The 14,866-nt window shown below is 58.9% G+C and carries 11 protein-coding genes and 1 pseudogene; 3 read left to right on the forward strand and 9 right to left on the reverse strand.

Annotation, left to right across the window (positions count from 1 at the left end; all coding sequences use genetic code 11):
* Positions 1 to 20: 20 nt before the first annotated feature.
* From ACSQ83_RS22515 to ACSQ83_RS22525, 3 genes are all read right to left on the reverse strand, one after another.
* Positions 21 to 1,520, reverse strand: a complete 1,500-nt coding sequence (locus ACSQ83_RS22515; RefSeq protein WP_414952497.1) for an FAD-dependent oxidoreductase — start codon at positions 1,518 to 1,520, stop codon at positions 21 to 23.
* 78 nt (positions 1,521 to 1,598) lie between these two features.
* Entirely contained in the window at positions 1,599 to 3,080 is a 1,482-nt protein-coding gene (locus tag ACSQ83_RS22520) for an aldehyde dehydrogenase (protein ID WP_414952496.1), read from the reverse strand.
* A 263-nt stretch (positions 3,081 to 3,343) separates the two neighbouring features.
* Positions 3,344 to 3,550 carry a hypothetical protein gene (locus ACSQ83_RS22525; RefSeq protein ID WP_414952495.1) on the reverse strand — a complete coding sequence of 69 codons (207 nt, stop codon included), beginning with the start codon at positions 3,548 to 3,550 and terminating at the stop codon, positions 3,344 to 3,346.
* 152 nt (positions 3,551 to 3,702) lie between these two features.
* Here ACSQ83_RS22525 and ACSQ83_RS22530 point away from each other — a divergent pair, with 152 nt between their 5' ends.
* Positions 3,703 to 4,803 (forward strand): NAD(P)-dependent alcohol dehydrogenase, encoded by a 1,101-nt coding sequence (locus ACSQ83_RS22530; protein WP_414952494.1) that lies wholly within the window; start codon positions 3,703 to 3,705, stop codon positions 4,801 to 4,803.
* A gap of 588 nt (positions 4,804 to 5,391) precedes the next feature.
* Here the strand turns inward: ACSQ83_RS22530 and ACSQ83_RS22535 are convergent.
* Together ACSQ83_RS22535 and ACSQ83_RS22540 are read right to left on the reverse strand one after the other, a co-directional pair.
* Positions 5,392 to 6,128: pseudogene (locus ACSQ83_RS22535) on the reverse strand (thiamine pyrophosphate-binding protein); the annotation flags it as partial.
* A gap of 484 nt (positions 6,129 to 6,612) precedes the next feature.
* Positions 6,613 to 6,816, reverse strand: coding sequence for a hypothetical protein (locus ACSQ83_RS22540; protein WP_414952493.1), 204 nt, complete (start codon positions 6,814 to 6,816; stop codon positions 6,613 to 6,615).
* Between the two features lie 202 nt (positions 6,817 to 7,018).
* Here ACSQ83_RS22540 and ACSQ83_RS22545 point away from each other — a divergent pair, with 202 nt between their 5' ends.
* Positions 7,019 to 8,245 carry an ISL3 family transposase gene (locus ACSQ83_RS22545; RefSeq protein ID WP_436229671.1) on the forward strand — a complete coding sequence of 409 codons (1,227 nt, stop codon included), beginning with the start codon at positions 7,019 to 7,021 and terminating at the stop codon, positions 8,243 to 8,245.
* A gap of 56 nt (positions 8,246 to 8,301) precedes the next feature.
* Here ACSQ83_RS22545 and ACSQ83_RS22550 read toward each other — a convergent pair whose 3' ends face one another.
* The 4 genes from ACSQ83_RS22550 to ACSQ83_RS22565 form a co-directional block, all read right to left on the reverse strand.
* A complete protein-coding gene (locus tag ACSQ83_RS22550; protein WP_436229672.1) occupies positions 8,302 to 8,631 on the reverse strand; it encodes an HdeA/HdeB family chaperone in 330 nt (109 codons plus the stop codon).
* A 203-nt stretch (positions 8,632 to 8,834) separates the two neighbouring features.
* A complete protein-coding gene (locus ACSQ83_RS22555) occupies positions 8,835 to 9,386 on the reverse strand; it encodes a glycine zipper family protein (RefSeq protein WP_414952560.1) in 552 nt (183 codons plus the stop codon).
* Between the two features lie 137 nt (positions 9,387 to 9,523).
* Complete coding sequence (locus ACSQ83_RS22560; RefSeq protein WP_436229673.1) at positions 9,524 to 11,113, reverse strand: class I adenylate-forming enzyme family protein; 1,590 nt, start codon at positions 11,111 to 11,113, stop codon at positions 9,524 to 9,526.
* 578 nt (positions 11,114 to 11,691) lie between these two features.
* Positions 11,692 to 12,486 (reverse strand): FRG domain-containing protein, encoded by a 795-nt coding sequence (locus ACSQ83_RS22565; RefSeq protein ID WP_414952489.1) that lies wholly within the window; start codon positions 12,484 to 12,486, stop codon positions 11,692 to 11,694.
* Between the two features lie 269 nt (positions 12,487 to 12,755).
* Between ACSQ83_RS22565 and ACSQ83_RS22570 the strand changes: the two genes are divergently transcribed.
* A complete protein-coding gene (locus tag ACSQ83_RS22570; RefSeq protein WP_436229674.1) occupies positions 12,756 to 14,810 on the forward strand; it encodes a M3 family metallopeptidase in 2,055 nt (684 codons plus the stop codon).
* Positions 14,811 to 14,866 lie beyond the last annotated feature (56 nt).

Consider the following 14,866-nt stretch of genomic DNA (forward strand, 5'->3'; position numbering starts at 1 on the left):
CAAGGCGTCATTCCGGTGCTTCATTCGGCGCTCAGGTCGCTGTTCCATGCCTGCCGGGCTGCGGCACGTGCCGCGGCGTGCTCGCCGGCGATCTTGCCGAACACCGCGCCGCGCATCACGGATGTCGCGCCGGTGTAGACCTGGTAGTAGAGCCCGGCGGCCTCGCCTGCCGCGTAGAGGCCGGGAATCGGCCGGCCGTCGGCATCGATCACCTGTGCGCTCTTGTTGGTCTTCACGCCGCCATAGGTGAAGCAGATGCCCGGGATGATCGGGTAGGCGAAGAACGGTCCGGTCTTGATCGGACGCGACCAGTTCGACTTCGGTATCTCCAGACCCTGTGTCGCGAGTCCATCCACTTCCAGCGGCGAAAACCTGCCCTCGGGACAAGCCGCGTTGTACGCGTCGATGGTCTTCATGAATGCGTCCACCGGCAGCTCGCAGGCCTCTGCCAGCGCCTTGAGCGTGTCGGCCTGGATAGCCGGCTGATCCGTGCGGATGCTGCGCTTCCAGTTCGGTACGTCGTCGATACTCTTGTCGAACACGACATATACGCGGCCCTTCGGCTGTTCGCCGAACGCGCGCGAGATGTGGTCGTAGTGGACATCGACCGGGCCGGGCGCTTCATCGACGAACCGCTTGCCGAACATATTGACGAGCACACCGTAAGAAAAATTCATCACCAGCGCTTCGGTCGCACCCGAGCGCGGATCGAGCGGTTCCGCATGATAAGAGCCGAAGTCACCGGCCGGCGCGGCGCCCGCCGCGAGCGCCATCTGGATGCCCTCGCCCTTGTTGTAGTAGCCGCCGCGCGCAACGGGCCGCACGAACTTCGCCGCCTGCCCCAGATAGCGCGTCATCATTTCCGGATTGCCCTGGAAGCCGCCCGACGCCACGATCACCGAAGACGCAGCAAAGGCAAGCGCATCGCCATCTCGTCCGGTCGCCTGAAGACTCAGATCACCTTCACTGTTCGCGCGCGCGAGTTGTCGCGCGGTGGTCTCGTAGAACACTTCGACGTTCAGTTTCTTCGCCTGCACGAGCAATGCTTCGATCATTGCAAGGCCGCCGCCGACCGGCATCAGCCGCGGCGCCGCGGCGGTGACGAAGTACGTCGGCAGTGTGTCGAAACGGATGCCGAAAGTCCGTAGCCACGCGACGGTTGGCGCGGCGTGGCTCGACAGCGCGAACACCAGTTCCGGGTCCGGCATGCCGTGCGCCTTGACATACGGCGGCCATGACGCGTACTCGCCGCCCATGGCTTCCACTATGTTGGGATCGAGATTGTCGCCAGCGTTCGAGATAAGCCGTTCCTCGAAGTCGTCGCTCACTTCGGCTTCGCTCTTCATGCGAAAGTATGCTTCGGTCCAGCGTGTATTGCCGCCGTATTCTTCTTCGTTAGCGCGTTCGATGATGGCGACTTTCGCTCCTGCGGCCGCCGCTGCGACCGCCGCCGACAACCCGGCGATGCCGCTGCCGATCACCAGCACGTCGAAGTGTCGTTGCCCTTTCGTTATTTCCATTCCTGTCTCCTTCGGGTCCTTCGTTGGCGCGAGGTTTCACGTCTCTTCATATCATCCCGCGCCGCGTTCTGCGCAGCCTTAATACTTGCGGATGAACGGATCCGGCATGTCGAGATCGGTTGAAATCCACACGCTCTTGGTCTCGAGATATTCCTTGACCGCTTCGATGCCGCCTTCGCGGCCGATGCCACTATGCTTGTAGCCGCCAAACGGCGTCGTGAAACTCGTCGAGCGGTAGTTGTTCACCCAGACGGTGCCGGCCTTCAGGCGCTCAGACATGAACATGGCGCGATGCAAGCTGCGGGTCCACACGCCCGACGCGAGGCCGAAGCGGATGTCATTGGCGATGCGGATCGCGTCCTCTTCATCCTTGAACTTGATCACCGAGAGCACCGGGCCGAACACTTCTTCCTGCGCAATGCGCATGTCGTTGGTCACATCGACAAAAATGGTCGGCTCCACGAACTGGCCCGCGCCGAATCCTTCTCCGGAGCGAGAGTTGCCACCGAACACGCAACGCGCGCCCTCTGCCTTCGCAATGCCGATGTACTCCATGACCTTGTCGAATTGCGGTCGGGTCGCGACCGGTCCCACCTGGACGTCAGGCAGAGACGGGTCGCCGAGTTTCGCCTTGCTGCTGATCGCGATCAGGCGTTCGACAAACTCGTCGTGAATGCTTTCCTGCAGCAACAGGCGCGAACCCGCCATGCAGGTCTGGCCGCCGGCAGAGAAGATGCCGGTGATCACGCCGTTGGCCGCGCGGGTCAGGTCGGCATCGTCGAAGATGATGTTGGGCGACTTGCCGCCCAGCTCCAGCGACACGCGCTTGAAGTGCTGTGCACCAAGCACGTTGACGGCCTTCCCGCCGGCGTCGCCGCCCGTGAATGCGATCCGCGCGACCTTCGGATGGATTACAAGCGGTTCGCCCACTTCCTTGCCGAAACCGGTCAGCACGTTGAAGACGCCCGGCGGGAAGCCGGCTTCAACGAACAGCTTCGCGAGTTCGAACAGCGATGCCGATGTGTACTCGGACGGCTTCGCGATCACCGTATTGCCGGCGCATAACGCAGGCGCGAGTTTCCACGCGGTCAACAACAGCGACGAGTTCCAGGGCGTAATGGTCGCGACTACACCTAGCGGCTCGTAGCGGGTGTAGTTGAATACCTTGGGCTTGTCCATCGGGATCACGGCGCCCTGGATCTTGTCCGCCAGGCCGCCGTAATAATAGAAATACTTCGCCATGTAGCGGACTTGTCCCCCAACTTCACTGCGCAGCTTGCCGTTGTCGCGGCTTTCAACTTCGGTCAGCACGTCAGCATGTTTCTCGATCAGCGCGCCGAGCTTGTGCAGCAGCAAGCCGCGGTCCGTGGCGGAAATGCGGCCCCAGGGTCCTTCGAGTGCGGCCGAAGCGGCCTCGACCGCGCGGCTTACATCGGCTTCGTCTGCCCGCGGGATCTCGGCCCAAGGCTCGCCCGAGAACGGGTCAAGCGAGTCGAACCATGTGCCCGATACCGGGTCGACCCACTCGTTGTTGATGAACAGCTGATACCGTTGAACCATGCTTCGACTCCTGTGAACGTCATTTGATATGCCGCGGCCCAAGCGGACCATGACAAAAATTATGGCGATTCACAGGCGTTCACTACAAGCGATGAAAAGTACGGAGGTAATGCCAAATTGGAATCTTATGTTTGTTCGGAACGCTCGCGCGACGTTTCGTTCGATTCCCCGAGGTCGCTGGAAAGCCGTCCGTAGGGCGGGGATCACTGACCGCTGCCAACGGATCGCTTTCATTCGGCTCAGTTGATCATATGGAATCCTTCTTAATTGGTGAGCGGGATATGCGTTGTTCGCTGCAAAGAATCGACCATGCTGGCCATCTCCCGGCTCGCTGTTTCAGCGCTTTGAGACAAGAACGCCACCATCATCAACTGGTGATTACCGGTTACCGAAAGCGTTCCAATTTGGAACAGATGATGCGGCGGCACCTGGATGATGTGACCGATTTTGCGACAGGTGAAAGCGTCCATCAGTGAGACGATCTGCGGTCGATGGGTGACCTGACCTTGCGCTTCATACCGTGGCAGCAAGAAGCACAAAAATGCCCAGCAACTGGCGCATAAGTTGCTTGGTTGTATCGCCTGTTTGCGTACGACTCCCTTATAAATAAATGGAAAACGCCATGCCCTCCATGATGAAAGCAGCTGTGTTCGTCCAACCCGGCCGTATCGAAGTCACTGAAAAGCGGATTCCCGATGTTGGCCCTAACGACGCGTTGATGCGCATCACGACTACGACCATCTGCGGCACCGACGTCCACATCCTCAAAGGCGAATATCCCGTTGCCAAGGGGCTCACGATTGGTCACGAACCAGTGGGCATTATCGAAAAGCTCGGCAGCGCAGTGGTCGGCTACCAGGAGGGCCAGCGCGTGATCGCCGGCGCGATCTGCCCCAACTTCAACTCGTACGCGGCGATGGACGGCTACCCCTCACAAGACGGCAGCTACCTCGTCGCCAGCGGGCTGTGCGGATGCCACGGCTACAAGGCGACGGCAGGCTGGCGTTTCGGCAACCTTATCGATGGTACGCAGGCCGAGTATGTGCTGGTGCCCGACGCCCAGGCCAACCTCGCTCCAATTCCGGACGGCCTGACGGACGAGCAGGTGTTGATGTGCCCGGACATCATGTCGACCGGCTTCAAGGGGGCGGAGAACGCCAACATCAGGATAGGCGACACCGTCGCCGTGTTCGCGCAGGGCCCGATTGGCTTGTGCGCCACCGCAGGCGCGCGGTTGCTCGGCGCCAGCACGATCATCGTGGTGGACGGCAACGAGCAGCGGCTCGCGGTCTCCAAGAAAATGGGCGCCGACGTCACGCTGAATTTCAAGAGCTGCGATGTCGTCGATGAAATCATGAAACTGACCAACGGTCGCGGCGTCGACTCGTCGATCGAAGCGCTAGGCACGCAGGGAACATTCGAATCGGCCCTGCGCATTCTGAAGCCGGGCGGCACGCTCTCCAGCCTTGGCGTGTACTCGTCTGATCTGAAAATCCCGTTGTCGGCATTTGCAGCGGGTCTCGGCGATCATAAGATCAACACGGCGCTATGTCCGGGCGGCAAGGAGCGCATGCGCCGCTTGTTGAACGTCGTTGCGTCTGGCCGTGTCGACTTGGGAGAGTTAGTGACCCACCACTACAAACTCGACGACATCGCCGCCGCTTACGACCTCTTTGCAAATCAGCGTGACGGTGTGCTCAAGGTGGCAATCAAACCGCATTGATCGGAAGCCGGGCAAATTTTCAGATGCAGTCGCGTGGACGCATCACCCCGGCAACGTCTCTTCCCACGGAAACTCCGCCTCAACGCATGGTCTTCGCCGGACCGTGGCAAAACGATATTGGAAATTCCCGGCGACGAATAATTGCGTTGGGCAGACGGACTAACACCAGCAGTACCGGCCAAGACGGCACGTTTATTCCGCAGATTGATGGCGCAAGCACCCGCATCACCAGACCGCAAGGCAGCGAAGGCGGCCGGATCGGCGGTGCAAGTTCCTGCGCGCGAGGCAGAGGCTCCTTTAGCGCAAACGATCACACAACCCGAGTTACCACTTCGCCTCGCCATTGGCCTGCTTGGAATGCTGCTGACGTCGCTGCTGGCCATAAGCAGAACAGGGATCGAGTCGCTCCGCTTGTGAGGTAGCTATCTTGAGCGAACATATTGTGCAGCAAGGCATTGTCGATGATGACACTCTTTTGCGTGCGGATCGGTAACGCAAAACGGCTGCAGGAACAGTTGAATTGGCCGACGGTTCCCAGTTCAACTCGATCCCGTTCCCATTGATATGTGCCTCAGCCTCGATCCGGTAACCGACATGGAGCAGTGGCCGCTTGCTCTGCCGTAACAGAGCGAAGAAGGCCGCGATTTTTTCCCCGCCCAGACGCGCATCTTTCGCCACCATCCGGAGTCGATCGGAGTAGCCGCGAAAATGCAGCGTCCCTCGCCCATGATAGGGTCCCGTCCAGTTCTGAACGTCTTTCGGCACATCCACGACAACCGGTCCCGGCCGGCCGGTGCGGGCCAGTTCGAACGCGGTTCGCAGTGTCTGCTCGAGCTTCGTTGGGTCGGTGACGAGAAACACGTGCTTAGCGTACGCCGACATGATGTTGAAGACGGGCGCTTCCCGGAATGCATCGCTGCCAATCGCAGCACGCGGCACCTGTCCGCAAATGAGGACGACAGGTATTGAATCGCCGTAACAGTCGCGATCGGCGTCAATGCGTTGGTCGCACCGGGACCTGACGTGACCATGAAGACGCGGACTTTTCCGCTGGCCCGCGCATAACCGGCGGCCATGAAACCCGCGGCCTGTTCATTGGCGGGGACGACAAACTTGATTTGTCGCTCGGCATGTGCCGCGTTCTTTTCGTTATGACGGAACACCGCGTCATAGGTCGGCAATATCGCGCCGCCGCTGTATCCAAACAGCGTGTCGACGCCCTGCTCGGCGAGTACGCGCAGGATAATGTCGGCGCCCGACAGCGTCTCACTCGCATTCGTTGTGCCGAGGCCGGGTGGTGAAGTGATGACTGGATTTCGGGTCATGGTTGGCTCATTGTTGGGCCATGTCCATCCAGCACACTCATGGGGGCGCTTTCGCTTCTGGAAAAACTGTGAGAAAGGACAGAACTATTCTGCCAACGATTGGACCTGAGCGGTCCCGTCCCGATGGTGGTGCATGGGCCAAAATTAGCCACATCTGGGCCATAGACCGCATTCGTGCGCAAACGGCCTTGTTCGGTTGTGAAGGCTAAATGCACTTACGGACACCCGCGTCGAACCATCCAGGCAATTAGGCTGAAGATTATGTGACCGGCGGCGCAACAGACTAAGCCTGATGGCGCCCGATCAGGCGTGTTTGACAGGCGTTGAACCTGATGGTCCAAAAGACACTTCAGGCGTGGGAATGTGGAAAAGCGAAGCCGCCCAGCATGTGGGCGGTGCCAAGCGTAGATACGGTGATTGGCCGCAAGCGCGCGTTAATGCTCCCGCGCGTCCGGGTACCAAGCAGCTACCCGTCACGACCCACTTACGAATCCAGATCGGCGACAAAACCGACACAAGGCGTGTCCGATGCCGGTCTATGATGGAATCTGCGCTTTCCCAGCGTGCTGTCCGTATGGAACGCATCGGGACATTCCGCCTTCAATTTTTCGATTGCCATATCAACATGTTCAATGCCGATTTTCGATGCATTAATCAATTCAACTTTATGAGGATAGCTTATCTTCATGGTCTATCGTCCTGATGGGAATGACACAACAAACATAAAGCGGTGAAAAATGCCTCTTTTGAATTTGTAGTGGGTGGGTTTGGCGGGTCAAGGGCGGGCGTGAGCCCGGCGCAGCGAACCCTTGAGGTGCGCTCTCCCAGTAAGATGAGTCATGGGTGATTGCGGCAGAATGCGGGAATCACCCATGTAAAGCCAATCTGCTATGACGAATCAATTGTTCGAATCCGCCCTCGGTATCACCGCTCCTTGGTATGTCCGAAGTGTTGACTTCGATGCTGCTCAGCGGCAGCTCAACATCGCCGTTGACTTCGTTGCAGGCAGCCGATTTCCCTATGCCGGAATCGCAGGCGAGCATCCTGTGCACGATACACAAAGCAAGCGTCTGCGGCATCTGAATTTCTTCCAGCACGAGTGTTTTCTGGAAGTGCGGGTTCCGCGTGTGCGTTTGCCCGATGGCTCGGTACGATTGGTCGAACCTGATTGGGTCGGACAGCTCAACGGCTTCACGCTGCTGTTCGAGGCGCTCGTGCTGATGCTCGCGCAGCAGATGCCGTTCGCCGCCGTTGCACGCGCGGTCAACCTGTCGTGGCATCGAGTACATGCCATCTGTTCGCGGTATGTAGAGTTGGCACTCGCGGCGGCCGACCTGTCGGATGTGACGGCGGTGGCGATTGACGAAACTTCGTACCGTCGCGGTCATGAGTATCTGACGCTGGTCGCCGACATGCAGGCGCGGCGGGTCGCGTTCGTCACTATGGGCAAGGATGCCAGCACGATAGAGCGTTTTGCAACTTATCTGAGCGAGCACGGCGGCTCGCCCGAGCAAGTGAGCTCGGTGAGCATCGACATGTCGCCGGCTTTCATCAAGGGCGTCAATGAACATCTCCCCGAAGCGCGCGTTACCTTTGACAAATTCCATGTCGTCGCACACGCTTCCAAGGCACTCGACACAGTCCGTCGGCAGCAGCAGAAACTCGACCCTCAGCTTAAAGGCATGCGTTGGACTTTGCTCAAGGACGCCGACAAACTGAACCTCGCACAACTCACCGACCTTGAAGCGTTGGTTAGTCAGTATACGACCAATCGCACCGCGCGAGCCTGGCTTTACCGAGAACAATTGCGCGACATTCTCGAGCGCAAACAAATCAACGTCGTCTCCGAGATGCTGCATCAGTGGTGCACCAACGTCATGCGCTCCAAGGTCGAGCCTATGAAGGATGTCGTCAGCTTGATTCGCAGACATTTCGACGGAATCGTTGCTTGGACTCAGACTCGTCAGACCAACGGTTATATCGAGGCCATCAATGGTTTGTTTCAAGCGGCAAAGCGCAAGGCTCGCGGATATGCGCGCTTTGAGACCATGCGCACAGTCCTCTTCCTCGTCGCTGGAAAACTCGACTTCTCCCGCTTCAACGAAAACGCTCGCTGAACCCCGTTACCCACACCGTTTTCAAAAGAGCCTGAAAAATTAAGTGCAGCCGTTGCTTAGCTGTGTTTGAACAGCGCGATTCGGCCGCTCTTGTACAGGTCTTTCACTTTGCTCGCCAACGATGCCTTCGGCGTCTGCGTGCACTCGCCGACGATCGCGGCTACCGGGGTGGCGACATCGACAACCGATGTGACGGTTTCGCTTACGCCCAGCTTGTCGACGCCTGAGACCCAGTAGACAAGCGCCGGCTTGTAGGCGTCATTTACAGCGAGGAAATCTCCGCAGCTCATTTGTGCGGGCGTGATGGGCTTTGCGGTTTGGGCAAGAGCAAAGGGGGATACACAAAGACTGGCCAAAACTGCAGTCGCAATAACAAGGCGCTTCATAACATTCTCCAGATGGTGTCGCGGCTCTTGCCACCTTCGTGGCAGTAGAGTCCCGCTTGTTGATAAATCAATATCCCGGGTTCAAGGATGATTGCCCGGAGCTGATACCACGTTGACTGGATACATCGTATAGGCGGTAAGTTAGGGGGAAATTATGTCGCCGCCATCGATCGCATACAGTGGACTTCGCATTGGTGTCGCTATTACCAGTAGCCGAAAGGTTGCGGATAGCCATAGACGGGCTGCGCGGGCACAAGGACAGGCGGCGGTGCATACATGGGTGCAGTCGCATAGGCGGCCGGGTGCGTGATCTGATTTCCCTTGGACGCCATGCATTGCGAATAGGCGGCGTCGTAGCGGGCTTGCAGACTGGCCGATGTGGCTTGAGCACCGTTAGCACCCACAGCGCCGCCAAGCAGCAGACCAGCGCCCGCGCCAATGGCGGCACCTATACCGGCATCGCCTGCTGCCGCGCCGAAAAGTGCGCCTGCTGCCGCGCCGCCTACTGTGCCTATTGCTCCGGTGCGTACACCGTCGTTGGCCGCCGCTGCCGATGACTGAGGGGCATTGTCAGAGCGGAATGCATAATCCCTGCACGCGTAATCTTGTTGCTGGAACGTGCTCAGCGACTCCCCTTTCGGCGGCAATGCGACCACGGTCGGGCCGGAGGGCGGAATGACAGCGCATCCGGTCAAAGCCAGGGCAACCAGGCACAAGGGAGTTGCCGCGCACACAAGTTGTAAACGTTTCATGATGGTGGTATCCGGTGAGTACATGGATGCAATAGTGACGTCGAAGAATTAGCGCTGAATTACTTCACTGGGAGTGAGGATCCTTTAGCGCCGGAAACCGCGTGGTCCATCGCTGACCGGTTCCCGCTCATCGCGGCAATTCACAGAGAAGCGTCCGCTACGTTTTCGTGTCGACGCGATTCCCTATCGGATTCCATAGGGCTCGTTCCATGGCGAGGGCCATCCTGGAGCACGGCTTCGACTGCCGCCCGGTTCACCTTGCCCTGTTCGGTTTGCGGCACGCGATGTACTACGACAATGCGCACCCGGTTCGAAATGGACCTGCCAAACACGGTTTGCAGAATGCTTGCGCACCGCGTGACGTCCACTCGCCTTCCTGCCCGTGGCTCAACTAACGCGTTCCATGTGGGTCCCGCTGACCCGTTTCCTGGCGCATACGCGGCGGCATAGCGCACATCAGGCAACCAGCAGAGAATTTCTTCGATCTTGGTCGGGCTGACACGAATACCATCGACCACAGCGACATCGGACGCACGACCAAGGACATGCAAATTGCCTTGCTCGTCGATGCAGCCGATGTCGCCCATCAGGCACCAGCCGTTGCAAAACTTGAGCGGCTCCGCTTCCGGTTGCCCGTAATAGCCTTGCGCCACGGAACGCGATTTAACCTCGATGCTGCCGATTTCTCCAACATCCGCATGCAGTCCATTCGCGCGGCGAATACGCACCTCGACGCCATTGATAATGCGTCCCGCGCTGAACGGCAGATTGCCGGTCTGCTCATACATGTCCGAAGCAAGAACACTCACCAGACCCGCCTCGCTTGCGCCGTACATATGCTTGAGCACTGGGCCGAAACGCTTCATTGCGCGATGTCGCAGAACCGCAGGCGCCGAGCCCCCGACGTGCGCAATCGAGCGCAACGACGACAGGTCGCGCCAGCACGCGTCCGGATGATCCATCGTTTCGAAGAGTTGTGGCTCGACGAGCAGCAAGTCGGTGATGCGTTCCAACTCGATCATCTCGAGCGTCGCTGCAGGGTCGTAGTGGTGGTCGAGCACGACCGTACCTCCGCCTATCAAGGTCGAGTCCACGAGCACTTGTGAAATGTAGACGAGCGCTCCATTGATGAGTTGCCGCTTGTCTTCCGCCCGCTCCGCCGTGACCATTGCCGAGTACGTGGCGAATGACCGCCGGCTGCATTTAGGCACGCCGGTCGTGCCGCCTGACGATACGAGTACCGCGAGCTCGTCGGGCATGGCGAGGCTGTGCATTGGAAAATCCGACTGTGCTGTTGCGAGCCAATCGAGCCGCAAGGTATCGGCGCCGAAATCCACTGGCACGATGCGCGCAGTCACGCCTTCAGGGACGAAGTGAACAGTTTGTTCGAACACGACCAGGATCGTAGGCTGGATTCTGGCAATAAGCGCCCTCTGCTGTTCGCTATTTGCGAGCGCAGGCATGAACAGTGTCGTGGCACCAAGGAGATTCGCGGCGTAGCGGATAGCGAGTGCATCGGGACAATTCGCCGCGAGCAATGCGACCAACGAGCCCCGGGAAATACCGAGCCCCCTGAGGGCACGTGCATAGCGAAAGATAGAGCGACGCAACGCGCCGCCAGTCACGTCGGTACGAAGATAACGGAGCACAGGTTTATCAGAGCGCATATGCAGCTCGTCGAGTAATGCATCGAGATAAAGCCGCCCTTTTGTTTCGCTGGTACTTGTCATGACTGGTCCATTTTTCGGTTCATCGCCCTGATTCGGTGGCGGCCTCGCAGCGCGTTCGGCTGTCAGCCTGCGTGCTTTTGCGACCCAATCCGCCCTTCTGTTGAACGAATCATGCGAGCGAAAAATGAGCGCAGAATTAGATGACCAACATGGTCCCGAGATGTTGTTATCGAGAGCCGCTCATTCGTGCCTAATATTTCGACACTACTGTTCTTTTCATCGAATTATCGACGTGCATGAAATGAAAATGAGGGAGAGAAAAATGACTGCTCTGATTGACGAACGTCTTATCAGCCTGGACAAGATCGCGACGGATTGTTTCCACGTCGGGCCCTTCGCACTTGACGCGAAATGGCCCGACGTCCGCGTTGCTGTGAAGCCGGCCGATATTGTCCGTGCGCTTGAAAGTGCTTACGACCTTGGAGTCATCGCCGGGTATCAATTGACGCTCGCGGGAATGTCCCGTGAAGTCGACCGGCTCGCTTGTGAACCTCTCCGTTGCGTAATTTATTTACTGTGTCAAAAATGCCGGGATACAAGGTGAAACAGACATTTCCGCTCCCCCGATGGAGTCGAAATCAATCACGCGCCTTCACCACTTGCGCCGGCCACACGATCTCCAGTTCCAGCGCAATGGACCGTGCCAGTCCTTCAAGATCCGGGAAAAGCGATGCGTTCGTGATGTTCATCCTGTACAACGAACGCATGGCTTCGTCGCGTAATTTCGACGGCAACACGATCTTGCGCAGCAATTCGTCGCTGCAGGTGTATTGATCGAGGATCACGTCGAGTGTCTGATGCAGCAGGCCGGGCAATACGAACGTGCCGGCTTGCGCGATCAGCCGTTGATCCATCTCGGCGGGTTCGCCAAACCACATCACCGGGTTTTCATCGCTGAGATAAAACTTTTCGAAATTTCCGGGCAAGCGCGGGTCGATCATCTCTCGTACAAGATGCGGCGCTGAAACAGGCACGGCACGATCCGTCCATAACGCCGGAGTGTTGACTGCGAAAACAGCCGCGTCAGTCACGGCGCGCTCAAGCGCAAAGAACGCGGCAACGAACGGCGACTTGGTGAAATCGAGCAGTCTGGTCGGCGCGCCGTGGTGCTGCATCAGCCCGAGGCAACGCAAGTCATCGGACAGCGCGCGGACATCGGAGAGATAGTTATGCGCCTTGCGCCTGAAGATGCGAATGGCGCGTTGCTCCTGAATCCGCCACGCTGAGCGATCAGGCACGAATGCGGACAGGTAGCGCGATAACGAACTTTGCAACGGCCATCGCGCATCCTGCTGACCGCGAAACGCCCAGCCTTCGAGCTCGATGGTGAGACTCATGAACTCCTGCCAGCTCGACACAATAATGGTTTGCATTGTCAATTATCCAAAGTAGCACTCGCTGCTTTCTGCCTTATTTTCCCGCCTGATCGTCCTGCGCGGACACGAGCCCGCGCGCGGCGGAAGCGGTCGAGGCGGTGTCCCATACGACGAGATACGCCGCAGGATGCATGATCCAACTTTTAAGCCGTGCGCGCTGCCCGGATTTTCAAACACCCGGCGCTGATACCTTGAGGTGCGATGTCTTATCATGACCACTTCGGATGTTCACTTCGTGACCATCAATACTTGAAAGGCGGACCGACATGACCGACAACGGCAACCCGCTGCTACGAGACTGGCAAACGCCTTACGCATTGCCGCCCTTTCAGCAGATCCAGCCCGAGCACTTCGCACCCGCATTCGCCGTGCTCTTCGAGCAGCATCTGGCGGAAATAGATGCGCTTGCTGACAATCAGGCTACGCCCACATTCGACAACACCGTCGCCGCGTTCGATGCAGCCGGCGCGACGCTTGATCGTGTGCGCCTCGCTTTCGAAAACCTGTGCGCCTCCGAATCACCGGCCGCGTTGCAGGCCGTGCAACGCGAGATGGCCCCGCTGCTGGCCGCGCACGACAGCAAGGTCGCCATGCACGCCGGCTTCTTCGCGAGACTGGACGCAGTCCATCAGCAAGCCGCCGTGCTGGATCTTGGTGAAGAGCAGCAGCGGTTGTTGCGACGCATGCACACCGATTTTGTCCGCACGGGCGCCACGCTGCAAGGGTCCGGCCGCGAGCGTTTCGCGGCCATCGCCACGCGCCTCGCGAATCTGCAAACACAGTTCGCGCAAAACATACTCGCGGACGAATCCAGTTATCAGTTGCCGCTGACATCGGAAGCGGACCTGGCTGGATTGCCCGATTTCCTGCGCCAATCCGCACGCGGCGCAGCGAAGGAACGCGGTGCGGAGGGTCACGTAATCACGCTCTCACGGTCGCTGGTGCAGCCCTTTCTTACATGGTCCACCCGTCGTGATTTGCGCGAGACGGCATGGCGCGCGTGGACCAGTCGCGGAGAAAACCCTGCACGCGATAACCGGCCGATCGCTCGCGAGATACTCTTGCTGCGGCAAGAGCAAGCACGTCTGCTGGGCTACGCCAATTTCGCCGACTACGCGCTTGCCGATCGCATGGCGGGTAACGCGTCTGCGGTCCACGCGCTGCTTAGTCAAGTATGGGAACCCGCGAAGATCAGCGTTGAACAGGAGCGTCAGGCTTTGGCCGCGCAGGCTGCTTCGCTGGGCGAGCCCACCGACATCGAACCGTGGGACTGGTATTACCTTGCCGAGAAGGTGCGCGTCACCCGCTATGCACTCGACGACGCGCAAGTGAAACCGTACTTCAGTCTGGACGCGATGCTAGCCGCCATGTTCGATTGCGCGGACCGCTTGTTCGGGCTGCAGTTTGTCGAGCAAACCCAAGAACAAATGAGCTCGCCGCTTTATCACCCGGACGTGCGCCTGTGGGAAGTGCGCCGCGCGGGCGAACTGGTGGGAATCTTCCTTGGCGACAACTATGCCCGGCCCAATAAACAGGGCGGTGCGTGGATGCATGTTTATCGCAAGCAGAGGCGTAATGGCGGCACGGTTACACCTGTCGTGGTGAACAACAACAACTTCGCCCGCACCGACAATGGTCCAACGCTGCTGAGTTTCGACGATGTCCGCACGCTGTTTCATGAGTTCGGCCACGGCTTGCATGGCTTGCTGTCGGATGTGAACTATGGTCGCCTGTCGGGTACCAATGTGCCGCAAGACTATGTGGAACTGCCTTCCCAGTTGATGGAAAACTGGGCCACGGTGCCGGAAGTGCTCGCGAAGCATGCGCTTCATGTGACCACTGGCGAGCCTATCCCGGCTGCGCTGATCGAACGTATCCGGGCTTCGCAGAATTTCAACCAGGGGTTTCAGACAGTGGCCTACGCATCGTCGGCTTTGATCGATATGGCGTTGCATCTGCGGAACGATCCTGAGGGCATCGATATAGCCGAGTTCGAGCTCGCCGAGCGGGAACGTCTCGGCGTACCGCATGAGGTGGGCATGCGCCACCGGTTGCCTCACTTTGGCCATATCTTCAGCGGCGAATACTACGCCGCCGGGTATTACGTTTATATGTGGGCGGAGGTTCTGGAAGCCGATGCGTTCGACGCATTCGAAGAAGCCGGCAATGCATTCGATCCGGCGTTAGCGGACAAGCTGCATCGATACGTGTATAGCGCGGGAGACAGCCGCGAACAGGGTTCGGCGTTCCGCGCTTTTCGTGGCCACGACCCACGCGCCGAGCCCATGTTGCGCAAACGGGGATTGCTGCGGAATGAATGAAGGGGGTTTTTACGAGGCGTAGACTTCGCTTGCGGATTGCCACGCTCCGGCACGAG

It is taken from the genome of Caballeronia sp. LjRoot29 (genome assembly GCF_964252755.1).
In the GTDB taxonomy this organism is placed as follows: domain Bacteria; phylum Pseudomonadota; class Gammaproteobacteria; order Burkholderiales; family Burkholderiaceae; genus Caballeronia.